Genomic DNA, 18,552 nt, shown 5'->3' with positions numbered 1-18,552 from the left:
AGCGCTACTCGATCTCTCCCGTGTACGAACCCAATCCGATCGAAACCACAACGCATACGTCTGCCGTCGCTAACCCACCCCCATGCTCGACGTCGGCGACGAAGCACCCGAGTTCGAACTGCCCAACCAGCACGGCGAGACCGTCCGGCGCTCCGATTTCGAGGGCGAGCGGCTCGTCGTCTACTTCTATCCGCGGGCGAACACCGACGGCTGCACGACCGAGGCCTGCGGGTTCAACGACGCGAAACCCGACTTCGACGACCGCGGCGTCAACATCGTCGGAATCAGCGACGATCCCGTCGCGGACCTCGAGTCGTTCGCCGACGACTACGACCTCGAGTTCGACCTCCTCTCGGACGAGATGGGCGAGGTCGCGACGCTCTACGACTCCTACGGCGAAAAGCAGATGTTCGGCAACACGTTCGACGGCGTCTTCCGCAACACCTACGTCGTCGGCCCCGACGGCCGCGTCGAGGCGGTCTACGAGGGCGTCACGCCGGAGGGACACGCCGAGGACGTCCTCGCGGACCTCGAGGACGCGTCGGCCGAAGTCACGCCCTGAGCGGGACCACACCCGTCAGCGCACGCTGAGCTGGCACAACTGGGTCTCATCCCCATCACGCTCTCTTCGTTTTTCGGACGCGTGAGCCGGCCGTTTCCGAGCGCTGAAGTAGACGGGCACGAACCGCCCAGTATCGACTGACCAATGGCGCTGAACGACAACGACCGGTCGATCGCGGCCTTCGCGATGCTCGCCCACGCGACCGTCCACTGGTTCGAACTGGCGATTCCGATCTTCCTGGTCGTCTGGCTCGAGGCGTTCGACGTCTCCGTGGCACTGGTCGGCCTCATCGTCGCCATCGGCTACGCGCCGTTCGGTCTCGGCGCGCTCCCGGCCGGACTGCTCGCCGACCGGTACGGCCCGAAACGGCTCGTGCTGGTCTGTCTCGCGGGGATGAGCCTCTCCTTCGCGACGCTGGCGGTCGCGCCGTCGATCTACGCCGTCGCGGCCAGCCTGCTCTGCTGGGGGATCCTCGCAAGCATCTACCACCCCGCGGGCCTCGCGCTGATCAGCACCGGCGTCGAGGAGCGCGGGACGGTGTTCGCCTGGCACGGCATCGCCGGCAACGTCGGCATCGCGCTCGGCCCGTTCGCGACCGCGACGCTGTTGCTCGTCACGGACTGGCGGATCGTCGCCGTCGCACTGGCGGTTCCCGGCGCGTTCGCCACGCTGTACGGGCTCCGAGCCCGGTTCGACCCGACGGCGGCCGTCGCGGACGACGACGGGACCGCCGCCGGCGCGTCGAACGACTCGCTCTCCCCGACAGAGTTCGTCTCGAACTCTCGATCGCTGTTCGCGGGTCCCTTCCTGCTGGTCTTCGCCGTCGTCACGGTCGTCGGCCTCTACTACCGCGGCGTCCTCACCTACCTGCCGGAGCTCCTGAACGGCCTCCCGGCGATGGCGGGGATCGAACCGCCGGCCGCGCTCGAGGAGCTCTCGCTGGGCGACTACTTCTACGTCGCGCTGCTCGTCGCGGGGATGGCCGGCCAGTACGTCGCCGGGAAACTGACCAGCCGCGTCCCCGTCGCCCGCGGGCTGGTGGTCGTCTTCGTCGGTCTCGCGGTACTCGCCGTCGCGTTCGTCCCGGTGTCCGCGATGGGACTCGCGCCCGTTCTGCTGTACTGTACCGTCCTGGGCTTCGCGCTGTTCGCGATCGAACCGTTCTATCAGGAGGCCGTCGCGGTCTACACGCCGCCGGACGGCCGCGGGCTCTCCTACGGCTACACCTACCTCGGGATGTTCGGGCTCGGCTCGCTCAGCATCGCCCTCGGCGGGTTCCTGCTGGACCACGCCACGATCGCGGCGCTGTTCGCGACGCTCGCGGCGATCGCGCTCCTCGGCGCCGCGATCGCGCTAAAACTGCTGGTCGGACCGGAGCCGGGCAGCGAGTCGGCCTCGACGGAATCGACGACCGCTGCCGACGACTGACTAGGTGCGAGATCGAGGCCGTCGCGGTCGGCTCGACTCGAGTCAGCGGCCGAATTGGTTCGTCTTCGCTCGAAGTCCGGTAAACGCCCAGTAGCGGGAATCTGGGCCGTCTGACACGGTGAAAACGTAATCGGAAAGACGAGGATCCCGATACGTTGTTCAGTGATCTCGTCCTGACTTGCCCGACCCGGGGTCCCCTTACTCGGACGGTTCGTTCACGCCGGTCGATTCGTCGACGCTGGCCTTCCGGCGCAGCCACTCGAGGCCGAGCGCCCCGCCGAGAAGCCCGCTACCGGTCGTGAAGCCGGGCACGTTGTCGGCGTCAGTGTCGTTCTCGGCGTTCGTCTCGTTTCCAGCGTTCGTCTCGTTTCCAGCGTCCCCATTTCCGGCGGTTCCGTTCACGACATCGCCGTCATCGTCATCGACAGACGCTCCGTTGTCGCTACCGGATCCACCGTCGTCTTTCCCGGATCCGCTGTCATCACTCCCGGTTCCGCTGTCATCGCTCCCGGATCCGCCGTTGTCGTCAGCCGGATCGTCGTCCGGACAGGGGCACTCGTCTTCTCCCGTGTCGCTGTTGTCCTCGCCGTCCGTGTCGTCGTTCTCGTCGTTTCCGCCGTCCGTGTCGTCGTTCTCGTCGGGCTGATCGTCCGTATCGGTTTCTTCGCGAAGCGCCACGAGATCGCCGTCGTGGTCGACGTAGATCGTCTCGCCGCTGATCGCACGGACCGATCCGACCGGCGCCTCGTCCCTCGAGAGCGCCCACTTCACGGACCCGTCGTACTTGTTCAAGGCGACGAGGTGCTCGTCGTAGTCCCGCCACTCGGGATTCGGGGGGCCCCCGCTCCGAGTGAGATACGCGAACACGGTTTCTCCGCTGATGACGGCTTGTCCGTAGGTGTACAGAACGTCGAGACTCCAACTGTATTCGTCACCGCGGATCGAACCGCCGCCGTACCCGTGGTCGTTGCCGCCGCCGACGTATATTTCCTCGCCGAACGCTAGTTCGCGGGTCCCGTGGCCAAGGCCAATACGCTCGCCCGTTTGAACATCGTGCAATGACGACTCGTTGGAGCCACGGACGTCATAAGCGACCGCTGCTGACGTCGCGTGGACGGTATCGCGTCGGACTTGAGTTTTTTCCCCGTGGAGCCAGATTTCGGTGCCGGTCTCGGGTTCGAGAGCGATCGGCCCTGCACCTGTGACGCTGTAGACCACGCCGTTCGCTGCAGCGGTGCCGGTGATAAATTCGAACTCGTCCTCGTCGTCGCTGTACGGTAACTTGACCGTCACCGTCTCTTTTTTCCATCGAACGGATCCGTCGTCGGTTTCGAGGGCGTACAACGTGCCATCGACGACGGTGTAGACGCCATCGTACGCCACCGTCTGACTCGTAATTGACTCGTCGGGATCGAAGTCGCTCTCCCAGCGGATGCTTCCGTCCGACCGGTCGAGCGCCACGATTTCGTCACCCGAGAAGAAGACGGTCTCGCCGCCGACCGACGGATCGCTCGCATCCACTTCCGTGTTCTCCCAGTGGACGGTGCCGTCCGTCGCATCGAGGGCGACGACGCCGTCGTCGGTCGACGTGTAGACCGTCCCGTCGGCGACGGCGACGGAACCCGCGCCCGCACCCGCGACGGACCACGCGGCCTCGAGTGCTCCCCCGTCGAACTCGTGGCCGTCCGCGACGTATCTGGCGTGACCGGGGTCGCCTCGGTGTGACGGCCAGTCTTCGTCCGGTCCCGGATCGCGATCCGGGTCCGGAAGCTCGTCGACGTCGGCCTCGGCGGCTCCGGCCCCCACTGAAGCGAGTCCGGTCCCGATCGACAGCGCTGCCCCAGTCGCCAGTACAGATCGACGTTTCCACATAATTACACGAGTCAGTACGAATGCCAGTCATAATCATATGTATCAATTAAAATTACTTTTTGGCCACATAATTGTTTCAAACGAGAACAGTCATAGCCCTATCTAGTAGTTAATCTGAGTTTTTAGCTGTGCAAGTGTCTCGAACTCCCCCGCGGTCTGAACTCTCACGCAGGTTTCGGTATGATCTCCATCATCCGATTCGCACGTGCGGGTACCGAACGACCGCTCCTCGCCGCGGACTATCTCGGGGAGACGCACTGCGTTACATGCGGGCTGAGGCGTTACCGTTGCCTGCTCGATTATCCGGCGCGCGGTGGCGCGCGCTGGATCCCGGTGAGTCACTGACGAACCGGGGTCCGAAACCCCGCGAGGTCTTCGCGAATAGTGCGAAACCGGAGGTCTCGCATACCGTGCGAACGGCGCGAAGCGCCGTGAGCAGATGAAATGAGCGAACGGCTCGGAAGACGCTCCGCGTCTTCCGTCGGATGAGTGAGGGAGCGAAGCGACTGAGCGAATCGGCTGGGGAGAGATGTGGAAATCCCTGTTGCCACGATAGCAGAACGCGTTATTTCGGTACCGCTTCCCTCGAGCACACCGTCCGAGACGCTCCGCTATCGGACGAGAGTCTCGTTCACTTAAAAACGAAAAACCGCGACCGAAGACCGCTACGAGGTCGACCTTACTGGAAGGTGCGGCCGAGCTGGTCCTCTTCCTGGGCCGGTTCGGCGGTGTCGAACTGCTCTTCGATCTCCTCGTACTGCTCGCGCGTCTCGGGGGTCACGCTCGGGTTGACCTCCTCGAGGGCGTGCTCGAAGTGCTCCTTGCTGATGCGGACGTTGCCGACGGTGTCGGCCATCTCCTCGGGATCGACCGAGTTGATGAACTCGCGGCTGGCGGCCATCGAGGCCTCGCGCGTGACCGCTTCGATGTCGGCACCGACGTAGCCCTCCGTCTCCGCGGCCAGCCAGTCGAGGTCGACCGCGTCGGCCAGGGGCTTGTCGCGGGTGTGGACCTCGAAGATCTTCCGGCGGCCGTCCTCGTCGGGGACGGGCACGTGGACGTGGCGGTCCAGCCGTCCGGGACGGAGCAGGGCGTTGTCGATCAGGTCCGGTCGGTTGGTCGTGGCGATCACGACGACGTCCTCGAGTTCCTCGAGGCCATCGAGTTCGGTCAGCAGCTGGGAGACGACGCGTTCGCCGACGCCGGAGTCGCCCTGCTGGCGACCGCGCTGGCCCGCGATCGAGTCGATCTCGTCGAAGAAGATCACGGTCGGTGCGTTCGACCGCGCCTTCTCGAAGACCTCGCGGACGCCCTTCTCGGACTCCCCGACGTACTTGTTCAGCAGTTCGGGGCCCTTGATCGAGATGAAGTTCGACTGGGCCTCGTTGGCGACGGCCTTGGCGAGCAGCGTCTTCCCGGTGCCCGGCGGGCCGTACATGAGGACGCCCTTCGCGGCCTGCATGTCCAGTTCGTCGAACACCTCGGGGTAGTCCAGCGGCCACTGGACGTTCTCGCGGAGGCGCTCCTTGGTGTCCTCTAAGCCGCCGACGTCGTTCCAGGTGACGTCGGGGACCTCGACGAAGACCTCGCGCATCGCGGAGGGTTGGATTCCCTTGAGCGCCTCCTTGAAGTCGCTCTCGGTGACCTCGAGCGTCTCGAGGACCTCGGCGTCGATCTCGTCCTCCTCTAGGTCGAGATCGGGACGGATGCGTCGCAGCGCGTTCATCGCGCCCTCGCGGGCGAGGCTCTCGAGGTCGGCTCCGACGAAGCCGTGGGTGTTCTCGGCGTACCGGTCGAGGTCGATCCCCTCCTGAAGCGGCATCCCGCGGGTGTGGACCTGCAGGATCTCCTTGCGGCCGTCCTTGTCGGGGACGCCGATCTCGATCTCGCGGTCGAAGCGACCGCCGCGCCGGAGCGCGGGGTCGATGTCGTCGACGCGGTTGGTCGCGGCGATGACGGTGACGCGGCCCCGCTCCTCGAGACCGTCCATCAGCGAGAGGAGCTGGGCGACGACGCGGCGTTCGACGTCACCGCCGGCGTCCTCGCGCTTGGCGGCGATCGAGTCGAGTTCGTCGATGAAGACGATCGCGGGCGCGTTCTCCTCGGCCTCCTCGAAGACCTCGCGGAGCTTCTCCTCGCTCTCGCCGTAGTACTTCGACATGATCTCCGGGCCGGAGATCGTCTCGAAGTGGGCGTCGATCTCGTTGGCGACGGCTTTCGCCATCAGCGTCTTCCCGGTGCCCGGCGGGCCGTGCAGCAGGACGCCCTTCGGCGGCTCGATCCCTAACTGCTGGAACAGTTCGGGATGCCGCATCGGTAGCTCGATCATCTCGCGGACCTGGTCGAGTTCGTCGTCCAGGCCGCCGATGTCCTCGTAGGTGACGTTCGGGACGCCCTCGGCGGACGCGCCGCTACCGGAGCTGACCTGCTCGGCCGGCGTCTCGGAGATCTCGATGTTCGTCGAGTCCGTGATGACGACCGTGCCCGACGGCGAGGTGCTCGCGATCTTCAGCGGCACCGACTGGCCGGAGCTGGCCATCGGGCCGAACGAGAGCGAGAACGGTACCGTCTGGCCCTCGGTGACGGCCTGTCCGGACAGCTTGTCGCGGACGAGCGGCCCGATGTCTCCGCGAATGCGGAGGTTCTGGGGCAGCGCGACCGTCACCGACTTGGCGGGGTTGACGTCCGCGGCTTCGACGCTGACGTTGTCGTCGATCCCGACGTCGGCCTCCTGGCGGAGGCGGCCGTCGATTCGAATGATTCCCCGCCCCTCGTCTTCCGGGTAACCCGGCCAGACGCGCGCGACGGCCTGGCTGTCGCCCGCGCCCTCGATGACGATGTAGTCGCCGTTCTCGAGGTCGAGCTCGCGCATCGAGACGCGATCGATCGCGGCGAGTCCGCGGCCGGCGTCCTTCTGTTTCAGTGGTTTAACGGTGAGTTTCATAGATCGCCCTCCAGTTCGACAGTCAGGACCCCGTTTTTGATAAACGTGTGCGCGTCGTCTGCACCGTCCGGCAGCTCGAGGTCGTACTGCTCGTCGCCGAGGACGACGATGACCGTCTCATCGACGAGATCGACCGTCGCGTCGGCGTTCTCGGTACCGAAGTCGACGGCCAGCACCGTCTCGTCGTCGTACTCGTACCGGCGGGCTACCTGCCCCTCTTCGCGGGTGAATTGTTCGAGTGTCATCTTCAACTAACCCAAAGTAAGCTCTAGAACTATATATACCTTTCGCCCGTTAACCCGGTGACGGCTCGGTGGTAACGTTAGAGATCGCTGTTCGTGGTTCACAGCAATTGGGCGTCGCCGATCGACCTCGAGTCGTCCCGAATCGATCGACTCGACAGTGGCGCCATCGCTCGGTTTCGATCGCCAGTGACTCGAATCCGATCGGAGCGTCGTGTCTCGCCTCGAGTCTTTATCCCTGCGCCGGTCGTTCGACTACGTATGGAAACGGTATCACACCACGGCCGAGAGACGGCCTACGAGGTCGCCGATCGCGGCGGGGACGGGCCACCGATCTGTTTCGTCCACGGGAGCGGCGGCTCTCGCGACGTCTGGTCCGCACAGCACCGCCTCGCCGATCGCAACCCGATCGTGACGCTCGATCTGAGCGGCCACGGCGACTCCGAGGACATCGACGCCCGCGCCGGCTACGCGACGCTTTCGGCGTACGTCGACGACGTGCTGGCCGTGCTCGAGGCGACCGACAGCCGCGTCCTGGTGGGCAACTCCCTGGGCGGCGCGGTCGCCCTGCAGCTCCTGATCGAACGCGACACCGATCTCGACGCGGCGGTGCTCGTCGGCACCGGCGCCCGACTCGGCGTCCTCGAGGACCTGCTCGACTGGCTGGCCAACGACTTCGAGCGCGCCGTCGAGTTCCTCCACGGATCGGATCGACTCTTTCACGACCCCGAGCCGGAGCTGGAGGAGGAGTCGCAGGACCAGCTCCGCGAGACCGGGCAGGCCGTCACCCACCGCGACTTTCTGACCTGCCACGAGTTCGACGTGCGGGACGACCTCGGAGCGATCGACGTCCCCACGCTGGCGGTCTACGGCGAGCACGACCAGCTGACGCCGCCGTGGTACCACGAGTACCTCGCCGAGGAGATCGACGACGCCTGGATCGCGGAGCTCGAGGACGCGGCCCACCTGGCGATGGTCGAACAACCGACGGCGTTCAACGCCGCCCTCACCGAGTTTCTGGATATCGTCTTCGAGCGCGACGAAACGGAGGAGTGAACGTCCTGACCGCCGGCGAACGTCCTGACCGCCGGTCTCGCACGAAACGAAGCGAATCGGAGCTCGGCCGAAACCGAGACGCGATCGTTCAGTAGAGGTCCTCGAGGTCGCTCTCCTCGTGGCTGTGTTCCGCGGCCGGGAACTCGCCGGACTCGACCGCTTCGACGTAGTCGTCGACGGCCGACTCCATCTCCGCGCGGACGTTCCCGAACTGCTCGGAGAAGGAAGGTGTCCACTCGCTGAGACCGACGGCGTCGTCGAACACGAGCACCTGACCGTCGCAGTCCGGGCCGGCGCCGATCCCGATGGTCGGAATATCGAGGGCGTCGGTGATCTCGGCCGCGACGTTCGACGGCACGTGCTCGAGCACCAGCGCGAACGCGCCCGCCTCCTCGTGTTCGACGGCGAGCTCGAGCATCCGCTCGGCGGCCGCCTGATCGGTCCCCTGCCGAGGGTAGCCGCCGTACTGGTTGACGTGCTGGGGCGTCAGCCCGAGGTGGGCCATCACCGGAATGCCCAGCTGGACCATCTTCTCGGTGAGGTCGACGGTGTGGGGGCCGCTCTCGAGTTTGACCGCCTGCGCGCCCTCCTCCTTGAGCATCCGGCCGGCGTTCTCGAGGCTGTCCGCCTCGTCGACGCCGAAGGAGAGGAACGGCATGTCGGCGACGACCAGCGCGTCCTCGGTCGCCCGCGAGACGGCGCCGACGTGGTGAGCGATCCCGTCGACGGTGACGGGAACCGTCGTCTCGTACCCCAGCACGGCGTTCCCGACGCTGTCGCCGACGAGAACGATATCGACGCCCGCGTCGTCGACGATTTCGGCCGCCGGCGCGTCGTAGGCCGTCAGCATCGTGATCGGTTCCTCGCCTGCCTTCTCCCTGACGTCCCGCACGGTAGGCATACGCACAGGTTCGTCGCCGAGGAGTAAATGGCACCGTTTCGGCCGCGCTCGCAGTCGGACGGGAACGACGCGTGACGGCCGGCGATCGACGCGGCGCGCCAATACGCGGTTATTAAGAGGGACGGGCCGCCACTGTCGGTCGTGCCAGAACGCGTCGAAACGACCGATCCCGAGGGGGTCGACTACGGCTGGGTGATGCAGGTCACCTTCGTCGCCACGATCCTCGTCGGCGCGCCGATCGTCGCCTTCCTCTCGGTGAACGCCGACCTGCCCAGCTGGGGCGCCCGCGCGGCGTTCGCGGTCCGCGTCGGCGCGCCGATCTGGTTCTGCACGGCTCTCGTCGTCTTCGCGTACGCGAAGCGCAACCAGACCTGACTCCTCAGACGCCCGAGGGGCCGTCGCCGACGAACTCGAAGGCGACGCCCGCACGCTCGGCCGTCACTCGGTCTCGGTCGGAATCGCCCACGAACAGCGCTCGCTCGGGGTCGACGCCGAGTTCGCCGACCGCCTCGAGCAGCGGTTCCGGATCCGGCTTTCGGGTCGCGACCGTGTCCCGGCCGACCACCGCGTCGACCGCTTCTGTCAGGCCGTGTTCCTCGAGGGCGATCCGACAGGCCGCCTCGCAGTTCAGCGAACAGACGCCGACGGGGACCGTCCGCTCGAGGAGTTCGTCGGCGTGGGCCAGCCGCGGGGCGGTCTCGGCGCCCGCGCGCTCGTGGGCGGCGATCGTCGACTCGACGTCGGCTCCGAGACCGACGTCGCTCGCGGCGTCGAGCAGGTCCCACAGTTCCCGGCTCGGCGGCTCGATATCGGCGTTCTCGTAGACCTCGAGGACGTCGACGGCGACGGCGTCCCAGTCGACGTCGAGCTCGGCGAGCGTTCCATCGAGATCGTAGACGACGGCGTCGTAGGCTGTCACGTCCGTAGATAGGTTCGGGAGGCGAATAGTGACTTCGGTCTCCGCGAACCGACGTATGGGGCTGAGACCCGTCTTCCCGCTCGCACTTACTACGACTGAGAACGGCGAACTCGGAACCGGGCAACCGGCGTGCAGTGGCGCGCGCTGTCGATCGGTCCGAACGAGTGTGAGGGGCGATCGGCGACGCCGCGCGAGGGATGAGCGAGCGACTCTAGGGAGCGAGCGAATCGGCTGGGGAGGGTGTGGCGATCCCCGTTGCCATGATAGCAGGTCGCTTCGTTTCGACCGTTCCTCCTCCCGAATCCACAGGTCAGGAAACTACTCGTTGGTGTGCTCGAGGGGAATTGTGGCGGGAAGAAGCGTTCTGCTGGCGTGGCATCAGGGATTTCCACGTCCTCTCCAGCCGATTTCTGCTCGCGGGCTACCGGCCCGTCTGCTCACGGCGGCAACGCCGCCGTTCGCACGGTATGCGAGACCTTCGGTCTCGCACTACTCGCGTGGTTCGCGGAACCGTCGGTTCCGCGCTAACGCTCCCTCCGAGGCGCACGGCTCGCGCCGTTCGCTTCACCGCGGCGCGTCGCGCCGCGCTCCGGTCGCTCATCCCTCGCGCAGTTCCGTTGGAGCCCCTCGCTCTCGCTCGACCACCCGACAGCGCGCGCCACCGCAGGCCAAATCCGGGATCGGAACGGTTCCAGCGACCGTCCGTATGTACAGTCGCCTCGAGCGAGTCCGAGGACCACAACGAGACGCCGCGAGACACCACAGAAGCGCGTACCAATGCCACGAGGCCGTCGATTCTAGTCGAGGAGCTCTCGAGCGATCACGGTCTTCTGGATCTCGGTCGTCCCCTCGTAGATCTCGGTGATCTTGGCGTCGCGGTAGAGGCGTTCGACCTCGCCCTCGGTGACGTAGCCGTAGCCGCCGTGGATCTGGACGGCCTCGTTCGCGACGAACATCGCCGTCTCGCTCGCGAAGTACTTGGCCATACTGGCCTCGAGCGCACCCGTGCCGTCGGTTTCGTGACGCGTCCGCGCGGCGTCGCGCGTCAGCAGCCGTGCGGCCTTAGTTCGGGTCGCCATCTCGGCGAGTTTGTGTCGGATCGACTGGATGTCCGCGATCGGGCCGCCGAACTGCTCGCGTTCCTGGCTGTAGGCCAGCGCCTCGTCGAGGGCGCACTGGGCGAGGCCGACCGATTGCGCGGCGATAGCGATCCGGCCGCCGGTGAGGATGTGGAAGGCGGCGGAGAGACCCCGCCCCTCCTCGGTGAGCCGGTTTTCCACCGGGATTCGGACGTCGTCGAAGGTCAGACTCGTGGTGTCGCTCGCGCGGAGACCGAGTTTGTCCTCCGTCTCGCCGACGGTGAGGCCGTCGACGTCGCCGGGGACCAGAAACTGCGTGACCGAGTCCGGGTCGTCGCGGTCGGTCTTCGCGAAGAGGACGTAAACGCCCGCGCGCTTCCCGTTCGTGATCCACTGTTTCTCGCCGTCGATGACGTACTCGTCGCCCTCCCTGCGGGCCACCGTGGACATCTCCGCGGGATTCGATCCCGCGTGGGGCTCCGAGAGCGCGAACGCGCCGACCGGACGACCGTCGGCCATTTCGGGCAGCCACCGCTCTCGTTGCTCGTCGCTGCCGAACTCCGCGATACAGGAGGTCGCCAGCGAGTGGACCGACAGCGCCGTCGCCACCGCCAGGGCGCCGTAGGCGACCTCCTCGTTGACGATCGCCGCGGTGATCGGATCGGCGTCGTAGCCGCCGTACTCCTCGGGAACCGTCAGTCCCGTCAGGTCCAGTTCGGCGAGGTCGTCCCAGATCTCCTCGGGGAACGACTGGCTCTCGTCGGCGTCCGCCGCGACGGGTCGGATCTCTTCGGTGGCGAACTCGCGGACGACGTCCCTGATCGCCGCTCGCTCGTCGGTCCGTTCCATACGGAGGCCCACGACGGCCGAACACAAAGGTTCAACTCTGGTTTCGACTCGCCAGATTTGACGTCTGCAGTGAAATATACTTTTAATATACATTCACGAATAAAATGGAATAAGAGCTGTTATCTACCGATACTGTCACTGATTCGATAATGTCCGACGAAATTTCCCGTCGAACGGTGTTGCGAAACGGCAGTGCAGGCGCACTCTCACTCGGAATTGCTGGACTCGCCGGCTGTACGAGCAGTATTCCGTTCATCGGCGGTGGAGACGACATCGAACTCGACTCGTGGCTCTTCACGCCCTCGCTCTCCGACGTTTTCGACGACGAGGACGCCGACCCACAGGAGGTCACGGAGACGAACAAGCAGTTTACCGCGCTGGTTCCGGAGGCGGTCTACGAGAACGAAGACGAACTCATCACGCACTACCTGCTCTCTGTCGGGTCGGACCTCCGAAACAAAACCGGTGTGGCGGCCGTGGACACCGACTGGATCATCACGCAGTCGATCGACTGGGAGTACGAACTGGACTCGTCGTCCTACTCTCGACCCCGATCGGGGATCGCCGATGTCCGGATCGTCGCCGGCGACTTCGACGCGGGAGCCGTCGAGACCGACCTCGAGAAGTGGGTCGACGACGAGTACAACGGGTCCGGTGGCGGCGGGTACGGCGACGACGGGACCGACGACGAGACGGAACTCGAGGACGCCGGTTCGGCACCGGGCTTCGACCTCTACGAAGTCGAGAATTTCGCGTTCGGCGTCAGCGAGGACTACCTGATCGAGGCCGAGACGAGCCTGGACGCGGTCGCCGTCGTCGAGGCCGCGATCGACGCCTACGAGAACGAGACCGGCCGCTGGACCGAGGGCGACGACGGGGACAAACTCCTGTCGGAACTCGAACGGGGCGACTACGTGTCGGGGGAACTCCACCGGCCGAGAACGGTCGAAACCCGGCTGGAAGACAACGGATACGACGATCCCGACGAGGCCAGCGAGGAAGAACGCGAGGAAGCCGAGGAGGCGATCGACGACTGGGAATCCGGTCTCGTCGGAACGACGACGACCTGGAACATCGACGGCGACACCACCGATATTCAAGGGGTCTTCCTGTACGAAAGCGACGGCGACACCGACAGCGACGCGCTCAGCGAGCACGTCGACGCCAACCGCGACTACAGGCAGGAGTGGGACACGCTCGAGGAGTACTCGATCAGCGAGGCGGGCCGCGCGCTGGTTCTCACCGGGGTGCGGCGGACGCGAACGCTCCATAGTAGTCACTGAAACTGTTCACACGCTGACCGCAAGCTGTCGTGCGAGTCGGTGTACAGTAGTGACTCTCACTGACTTCGATCGGCTCACGACGGTCGGGTTCACGCGTTCCCCGCTGTCGCGAACCGGCACTCCTCGAGTTCGAACGCTGCGTTCGATCAGAGAACGTCCAGTTCCTCGAGCGCCTCGCGCATCTCGTCCGCCGAAGTATCGTCTTTCAGCCGGAGCGGGCTTCGGAGCGGCCCGGCGTCGAACTCCCGGAGACGGAGGGCGGTCTTGACGCCGGACATGTACCCGCCGCCGTGTTTGAACGCGTCGCGGACGTCGAACACCTGACTCTGTAATTCGCGGGCGCGTTCCTCGTCGCCGTCGTCGTAGGCCTCGTAGACGTCGACGACGAGTTCCGGGAAGACGTTCGCGACGGCGCTGACGAGGCCGGAACACCCGATCTCGAGGCCCGTAAACAGCAGCGAGTCCGATCCGGCGAGGAAGGTCATGTCGGGATGGGCATCGATCGCCTGGGCGAGCCAGGGGACGTTCTTGCTCGAGTCCTTCACGCCGACGATGGTGTCGATCTCGGCGAGTTCGTCGAGCGTCTCGAGGGCGAGTTCGTTGCCGGTCTTGCTGGGGATGTGGTAGACGTAGACCGGCAGGGAGACGGCCTCGGCGACGCGCCGGTAGTGGGTGAGCGCGGCCTCGTGGTCGACCGGATAGTAGTAGGGGGTGACGACGACGATGCCGTCGGCGCCGACGGATTCGGCGTGTTCGGCGTGAGTGATGGTCTCGTAGGTGCTCGGGGCGCCGACGCCGGCGATGACGGGCACCTCGCCGCCGACTTCGTCGACGACGGCCTCGACGACGCCCTGTCGTTCCTCGCCGGTCAGCAGCGGGAACTCGCCGTTGGTTCCGAGCGGAAAGACGCCGTGGACGCCCCGGTCGACGACGAAGCGAGCGTGCGCGGCCGTCGTCTCGTAATCGACCGATTCGTCGCCGTGGAACGCGGTGATCGTCGGCGGGACGACACCGTGGAGGCCCAGCGGATCGTCGGCGCCGGGATCGTGGAAGGACATGACTGGTCCTCCGGGACGAACGGCTATAAAAGACAGCCGTCGACTGCGCGGTACGCTGTCGGGAGAACCGCTACGGGGTACTCAGTGGACCGTCGGGTATCAGCTCACTCGGTCGCCAGTTCGCCCGTCGGTTCGTCGAGTTGCTCGCTGGCGAGCACGCGGTTGGCCCGGCGGAGTCGCTCGGAGAGCGCCTGATGGGAGATGTCGAGTTCGTTGGCCAGTTCCTCGAGCGAGATCTCGCGCGGGACGTCGTAGTAGCCCTGGCGGTAGGCCTCGGCGATCGCTTCCTGCTGGGGTTCGGTCAGCGCCGCCGTCGTCTCGAGGTCCTCGTCCTGGCCGGCTTCGACCATCCGGCGGACGTCGACGCGGGCGCCGCGGTCCTCGATGGCCGAGACGGCGTCCGAGAGTCCCTCGCGTTCGGGGAAGAGCAGGCGAAGCGTCCACTGGCCGTCGGTGACCTGGGCGTCGAGCAGCGTGCCGCCGTTGGTGTAGACCGCGCTGCAGACGGAGCCGACGTCCTCGCCGTACTGGAGCCGGTAGAACCACTCGTCGTCGTCGGTGTTCTCGAGGAGTTGCTGGTAGTCGGCGACGGTGGGGTCGGCCTCGAGCGCGTCGTCGATCGACTCGGGATCGACGTTGGAGAACCAGACGAGAGGCATCGTTCGAGCCGGTCCTTCGGCGACGACGCTTTCGACGCGGACCTCCATCTCCGGCAGTCGCTCGAACGTCTCTGCGAGCGCGAACTCGTCGGTCGAGAGCGTGAGTTCTGCGATCGTGGTCATCGGTAGATCACCCCGGCGGGGATCGAGTCCGGTCGATGAACGATGCCGCTGTCGTACGCATGTGGGGACCCGAATCGTCTCATAATTGTCTCGCCGATCCACGTCAGGGGTGGCGAGAGCGCCTGTCGGCACTCGGCGGTGCCGGCGTGACCGTCGGCGCCACTCCCGCTCGGATCGTGCTACCACTCGATAGCGCTCCCGCCCGGTTGTTGAGCAGGCTTTTGTCTTCCAGCCGTTTAAGACAGCCTCTCACCGCCGATGACGGTCAGTACGACGGAGCTATCGGATCGAGAAGAGATCGTCATCCCCGCCGACGCGACGACTCGAGGCGCACGAGCCGATTTCCGCGCCGGTGCTCACGCGAGTCGTATGAGGCCGACACCCGTGCCGGCGCTCAGTCGAGTCGCGCCAGTCTGTTCATCGCGTATACCGTCCGCAGGACGTCCACGCTCTTCCCGCGGTCGAAGACGAGTTCGTCGGTCTCGAGGACGTGCTCCAGCGTGTCCTGAGAGGCGTGTTCGGGTGCGGCGGCGATCCCCGCGTCGTGTTCGTCGGCCCACTTCATCACGCGCAGGTCGCTCTTCGAGTCGCCCATCACGAGCGAGAACGGATCGTCGACGCCCAGCACGTCCAGCGCGCGTTCCACGCCGACGACCTTGTTCAGCTCGAGGCTGCCGATCTCGGCCGCGTCGGCCTCGTAGTAGGCGACGTCGATCCGGTCGAGGACGGCCGTCAGCGCCTCGGGCACGGCGTCGACCGCGAGGTCGGGATAGGCGCCCTCGCTCTCCAGGACGGCCCTGATCTCGGGGTCCTGTGCGGCGTAGAAGGACCGCGTCCAGTCGGTGACCGTCTCGCCCTCGAGGTCGAGGTCCCCGTCGTCGCGCTCCGTCTCGAGCGCCTCGCCGACGGCGTCGGCGAGCAGGTCGATCAGGTAGACCAGCGCGGCGTCGATGGTCTCCCGCGCCTGCGAGGAGCCGGTCTCGTAGTTGGGTTTCATCGTGATATTGAACTCGTTGCCCTGCAGGTGACAGCCCCGCCTGAGGTCCTCGGGCGCCTCGGGAAGGACCCGCGAGCGAACGTCGTCGAAGACGTCCCGGATCTCGGGGTCGAGTTCCTCGTAGAGCAGTTGTTTCGTGTCGGCGCCGTGGCCGGGCGTGAACACGCCCGTCCCGGCCTCGTAGACGATCGAGAGGTTCCCCGAGTGGACGATCTCGCTGCCCAGCCCCTGGATGGCGAACCCCTTGACGTTCTCCAAGGTCTGGCCCGTACAGATGACGATCGGGACCCCCTCCTCGTGGAACTCCGTCAGGACGTGCAGCGTGTCGCGGGGGATCTCGTTGTCGGTCCCGCCGGCGGAGCGCAGCGTCTCGTCGACGTCTAACACGAGGACGTTCACCGCGCGGCCGTACTTGGCCTCGAGGTCCAGCGCGGTGAAGGCCTGATCGCGGTCGGCGCGGGCGGCGACCTCCGCGAACGTCTCGCCGGCCGCGAAGTCGCCGCGAATCTCGTCCTTCCGTCGCTCGAGTTCCTCGTTGGCGCCCTGCCAGTGCTCGAGGGCGACCCGGGAGTCGATCGCCGGGAAGACGTCGACGAACGCCTGATACTCCCGCAACCGGTCCGTATCGTACTCGTCGTAGAGCCGATAGACGAGATCGTATCGTTCCATGGGAGCTACTGACAGGAGCAGCCAGATAATCGTTTTCAGTGAGGAGCGGTCGGAGAATCGTTGCAACGCCGGTGACGTCGCTCGAGACCCCGAGCTGCGTTTTTACTCGAATAGGAATAAATACTTAGTCCTGCGGTGCGTAGGCAGTTCACATGAAAGCTATCGCAGTCGAGCCCGGGGCGGGGACGCCAGCGCTGATCGATCTTCCCGTTCCCGAACCAGCCTCCGGCGAGGTCCTCGTTCGGACGCTCCGCGTCGGTGTCGACGGCACCGACGACGAGGTCATCGCCGGGAGTCACGGCGGCGTGCCCGACGGCGACGACCGACTCGTCCTCGGTCACGAGGCCGTCGGCGTCGTCGAGGACGCCAACGGGACCGCTCTCGAGGAGGGCCAGTACGTCGTTCCGACGGTGCGACGACCGCCGCCGGGCGTCGAGAGCAACGACTACTTCGACCGCGGCGAGCCCGACATGGCGCCCGAGGGGGAGTACGTCGAGCGCGGTATCGTCGGCGCGCACGGCTTCATGGCCGAATACTTCACGAGTCCCGCGGACTGTCTCGTTCCCATCTCCGCCGACCTCGCGCCGGTCGGATTCCTCGTCGAACCGATCAGCATCACCGAGAAGGCCATCGAACACGCCGCCGCGGCGCGGTCGGCGTTCGACTGGCGCCCCGAGTCCGTCTTCGTGCTCGGGAACGGCTCGCTGGGCCTGTTGACGGCGGCGATGTTCCGGACGACGATGGGCTACGATCGGGTCTACTGTCTGGGCCGGCGCGACCGACCGCACCCGTCGATCGACATCCTCGACGAGCTCGGCGTGACCTACATCGACTCCCGCGAGACGTCGGTGCCGGAGGTTCCCGATGTCTACGAGCCGATGGACCTCGTCTACGAGGCCACCGGGTACGCGAAACACGCCTTCGAATCGATCGAAGCGCTCGCACCCAACGGCGTCGCGGCCCTGCTGGGCGTCCCCAACGACTGGTCCTTCGAGGTCGACGGCGGTCGCCTCCACCGCGAGATGGTCCTGCACAACAAGGCCATCGTCGGCAGCGTCAACTCGAACCGCGACCAATTCGCGTCGGCCGTCGACACGCTCGCCGGCCTGCCATCGTGGGTCCTCGAGGACGTCGTGAGCGGCGTCTACGGTCTCGAAGAGTACGAACGGGCGTTTTCGGACCCGACCGACGACGCGACTGCCGACGACGACACGACTATAAAAACGGCCGTCGAATTCAGTAACATATGAAAAACGTCGACGACCTCATCGAGAGCGCGGCCGAGCTCGCAGCCCGGGGTCTCTCGAAGGGAGAGATCGCGGACGAACTGAACGTCTCCCGAGAGACGGCGAGCTGGCTCGTCGAACGCAGCGACGCGACGACCCAGCCCAGCGACCGACCGCAGACCGAACCCGTCAGCCCCAGCGGCCCCCAGGACATCCACGTCGATTGGTCGGCGATCGGCCGAGACAGCAAGCGCATGAGCGCGATCGCGGAGGCGATGGCCGACATGCTCGCCAAACACGGCGAGGACGTCGACCTGACGATCGGCATCGAGAAGGCCGGCGGCCCCATCGCGACGCTGGTCGCCCGGGAACTCGAGACCGATCTGGGGACGTACACGCCCGCGAAACACCAGTGGGAGGAGGGAGACATCGACGAACTCGGCGGCACGTTCAGCCGGAACTTCGCGGGCATTCGCGACCGCGAGTGTTACATCGTCGACGACACGATCACCAGCGGGACGACGATGCGCGAGACCGTCGAGGCCATCCGCGCGGAGGGCGGCGAGCCGCTGGCCTGCGTCGTCCTCGCGGACAAGCAGGGCGTCGAGGAACTCGAGGGCGTCCCCGTCTACTCGCTGCTGCAGGTCATCAGCGTCGGCAAGGAGGAGTGAGCGAACCGACCGGT

16 protein-coding genes are annotated in these 18,552 nt (G+C 66.1%); 7 read left to right on the top strand and 9 right to left on the bottom strand.

Annotation, left to right across the window (positions count from 1 at the left end):
- Nucleotides 1-82 precede the first annotated feature (82 nt).
- Both bcp and WD430_RS13550 read left to right on the top strand, forming a co-directional pair.
- Entirely contained in the window at nucleotides 83-562 is a 480-nt protein-coding gene (gene bcp, locus WD430_RS13555) for a thioredoxin-dependent thiol peroxidase (protein WP_339102971.1), read from the top strand.
- A gap of 144 nt (nucleotides 563-706) precedes the next feature.
- Nucleotides 707-1,990, top strand: a complete 1,284-nt coding sequence (locus WD430_RS13550) for an MFS transporter (protein ID WP_339102970.1) — start codon at nucleotides 707-709, stop codon at nucleotides 1,988-1,990.
- Nucleotides 1,991-2,188: 198 nt separating this feature from the next.
- On the opposite strand, the gene WD430_RS13545 is transcribed toward WD430_RS13550, so the two are convergent.
- From WD430_RS13545 to WD430_RS13535, 3 genes are all read right to left on the bottom strand, one after another.
- A complete protein-coding gene (locus WD430_RS13545) occupies nucleotides 2,189-3,862 on the bottom strand; it encodes a PQQ-binding-like beta-propeller repeat protein (RefSeq protein WP_339102969.1) in 1,674 nt (557 codons plus the stop codon).
- Between the two features lie 679 nt (nucleotides 3,863-4,541).
- Nucleotides 4,542-6,806: a CDC48 family AAA ATPase gene (locus WD430_RS13540; protein ID WP_339102968.1), complete on the bottom strand. Its 2,265-nt coding sequence runs from the start codon at nucleotides 6,804-6,806 to the stop codon at nucleotides 4,542-4,544.
- On the bottom strand, nucleotides 6,803-7,051 hold the full coding sequence (locus WD430_RS13535) for an Hsp20/alpha crystallin family protein (protein ID WP_339102967.1): 249 nt from the start codon (nucleotides 7,049-7,051) through the stop codon (nucleotides 6,803-6,805). Before WD430_RS13535 ends, WD430_RS13540 begins: the two co-directional genes overlap by 4 nt.
- A 258-nt stretch (nucleotides 7,052-7,309) precedes the next feature.
- Between WD430_RS13535 and WD430_RS13530 the strand changes: the two genes are divergently transcribed.
- Nucleotides 7,310-8,104: an alpha/beta hydrolase gene (locus WD430_RS13530; protein WP_339102966.1), complete on the top strand. Its 795-nt coding sequence runs from the start codon at nucleotides 7,310-7,312 to the stop codon at nucleotides 8,102-8,104.
- 88 nt (nucleotides 8,105-8,192) lie between these two features.
- Here the strand turns inward: WD430_RS13530 and panB are convergent, their stop codons facing one another.
- Nucleotides 8,193-9,005, bottom strand: a complete 813-nt coding sequence (gene panB / locus WD430_RS13525) for a 3-methyl-2-oxobutanoate hydroxymethyltransferase (RefSeq protein WP_339102965.1) — start codon at nucleotides 9,003-9,005, stop codon at nucleotides 8,193-8,195.
- A gap of 141 nt (nucleotides 9,006-9,146) precedes the next feature.
- Between panB and WD430_RS13520 the strand changes: the two genes are divergently transcribed.
- Nucleotides 9,147-9,380 (top strand): DUF5822 domain-containing protein, encoded by a 234-nt coding sequence (locus WD430_RS13520; RefSeq protein ID WP_339102964.1) that lies wholly within the window; start codon nucleotides 9,147-9,149, stop codon nucleotides 9,378-9,380.
- A 4-nt stretch (nucleotides 9,381-9,384) separates the two neighbouring features.
- Here the strand turns inward: WD430_RS13520 and WD430_RS13515 are convergent, their stop codons facing one another.
- Entirely contained in the window at nucleotides 9,385-9,924 is a 540-nt protein-coding gene (locus tag WD430_RS13515; RefSeq protein ID WP_339102963.1) for an HAD-IA family hydrolase, read from the bottom strand.
- A gap of 797 nt (nucleotides 9,925-10,721) precedes the next feature.
- Nucleotides 10,722-11,852, bottom strand: coding sequence for an acyl-CoA dehydrogenase family protein (locus WD430_RS13510; RefSeq protein ID WP_339102962.1), 1,131 nt, complete (start codon nucleotides 11,850-11,852; stop codon nucleotides 10,722-10,724).
- Between the two features lie 149 nt (nucleotides 11,853-12,001).
- On the opposite strand from WD430_RS13510, the gene WD430_RS13505 reads away from it, so the two are divergent.
- A complete protein-coding gene (locus WD430_RS13505) occupies nucleotides 12,002-13,135 on the top strand; it encodes a hypothetical protein (RefSeq protein ID WP_339102961.1) in 1,134 nt (377 codons plus the stop codon).
- 146 nt (nucleotides 13,136-13,281) lie between these two features.
- Here WD430_RS13505 and WD430_RS13500 read toward each other — a convergent pair whose 3' ends face one another.
- The 3 genes from WD430_RS13500 to WD430_RS13490 all read right to left on the bottom strand — a co-directional run bounded on the left by WD430_RS13500 (nucleotide 13,282) and on the right by WD430_RS13490 (nucleotide 16,641).
- Nucleotides 13,282-14,193, bottom strand: a complete 912-nt coding sequence (locus WD430_RS13500; RefSeq protein ID WP_339102960.1) for a dihydrodipicolinate synthase family protein — start codon at nucleotides 14,191-14,193, stop codon at nucleotides 13,282-13,284.
- Nucleotides 14,194-14,297: 104 nt separating this feature from the next.
- Entirely contained in the window at nucleotides 14,298-14,975 is a 678-nt protein-coding gene (locus WD430_RS13495; protein WP_339102959.1) for a helix-turn-helix domain-containing protein, read from the bottom strand.
- 394 nt (nucleotides 14,976-15,369) lie between these two features.
- Nucleotides 15,370-16,641, bottom strand: a complete 1,272-nt coding sequence (locus WD430_RS13490) for an HAD family hydrolase (protein WP_339102958.1) — start codon at nucleotides 16,639-16,641, stop codon at nucleotides 15,370-15,372.
- A 152-nt stretch (nucleotides 16,642-16,793) separates the two neighbouring features.
- Between WD430_RS13490 and WD430_RS13485 the strand changes: the two genes are divergently transcribed.
- The gene (locus tag WD430_RS13485; RefSeq protein ID WP_339102957.1) at nucleotides 16,794-17,891 is read left to right on the top strand and encodes a glucose 1-dehydrogenase; all 1,098 of its coding nucleotides are present in this window, start codon (nucleotides 16,794-16,796) and stop codon (nucleotides 17,889-17,891) included.
- On the top strand, nucleotides 17,888-18,538 hold the full coding sequence (gene gfcR, locus WD430_RS13480) for a transcriptional regulator GfcR (protein ID WP_339102956.1): 651 nt from the start codon (nucleotides 17,888-17,890) through the stop codon (nucleotides 18,536-18,538). The genes WD430_RS13485 and gfcR overlap by 4 nt, the downstream gene beginning before the upstream one ends.
- Nucleotides 18,539-18,552 lie beyond the last annotated feature (14 nt).

This window comes from Haloterrigena sp. KLK7, from assembly GCF_037914945.1.
Lineage (GTDB): Archaea > Halobacteriota > Halobacteria > Halobacteriales > Natrialbaceae > Haloterrigena > Haloterrigena salinisoli.
This window is presented reverse-complemented; position numbering and strand designations above follow the sequence as displayed.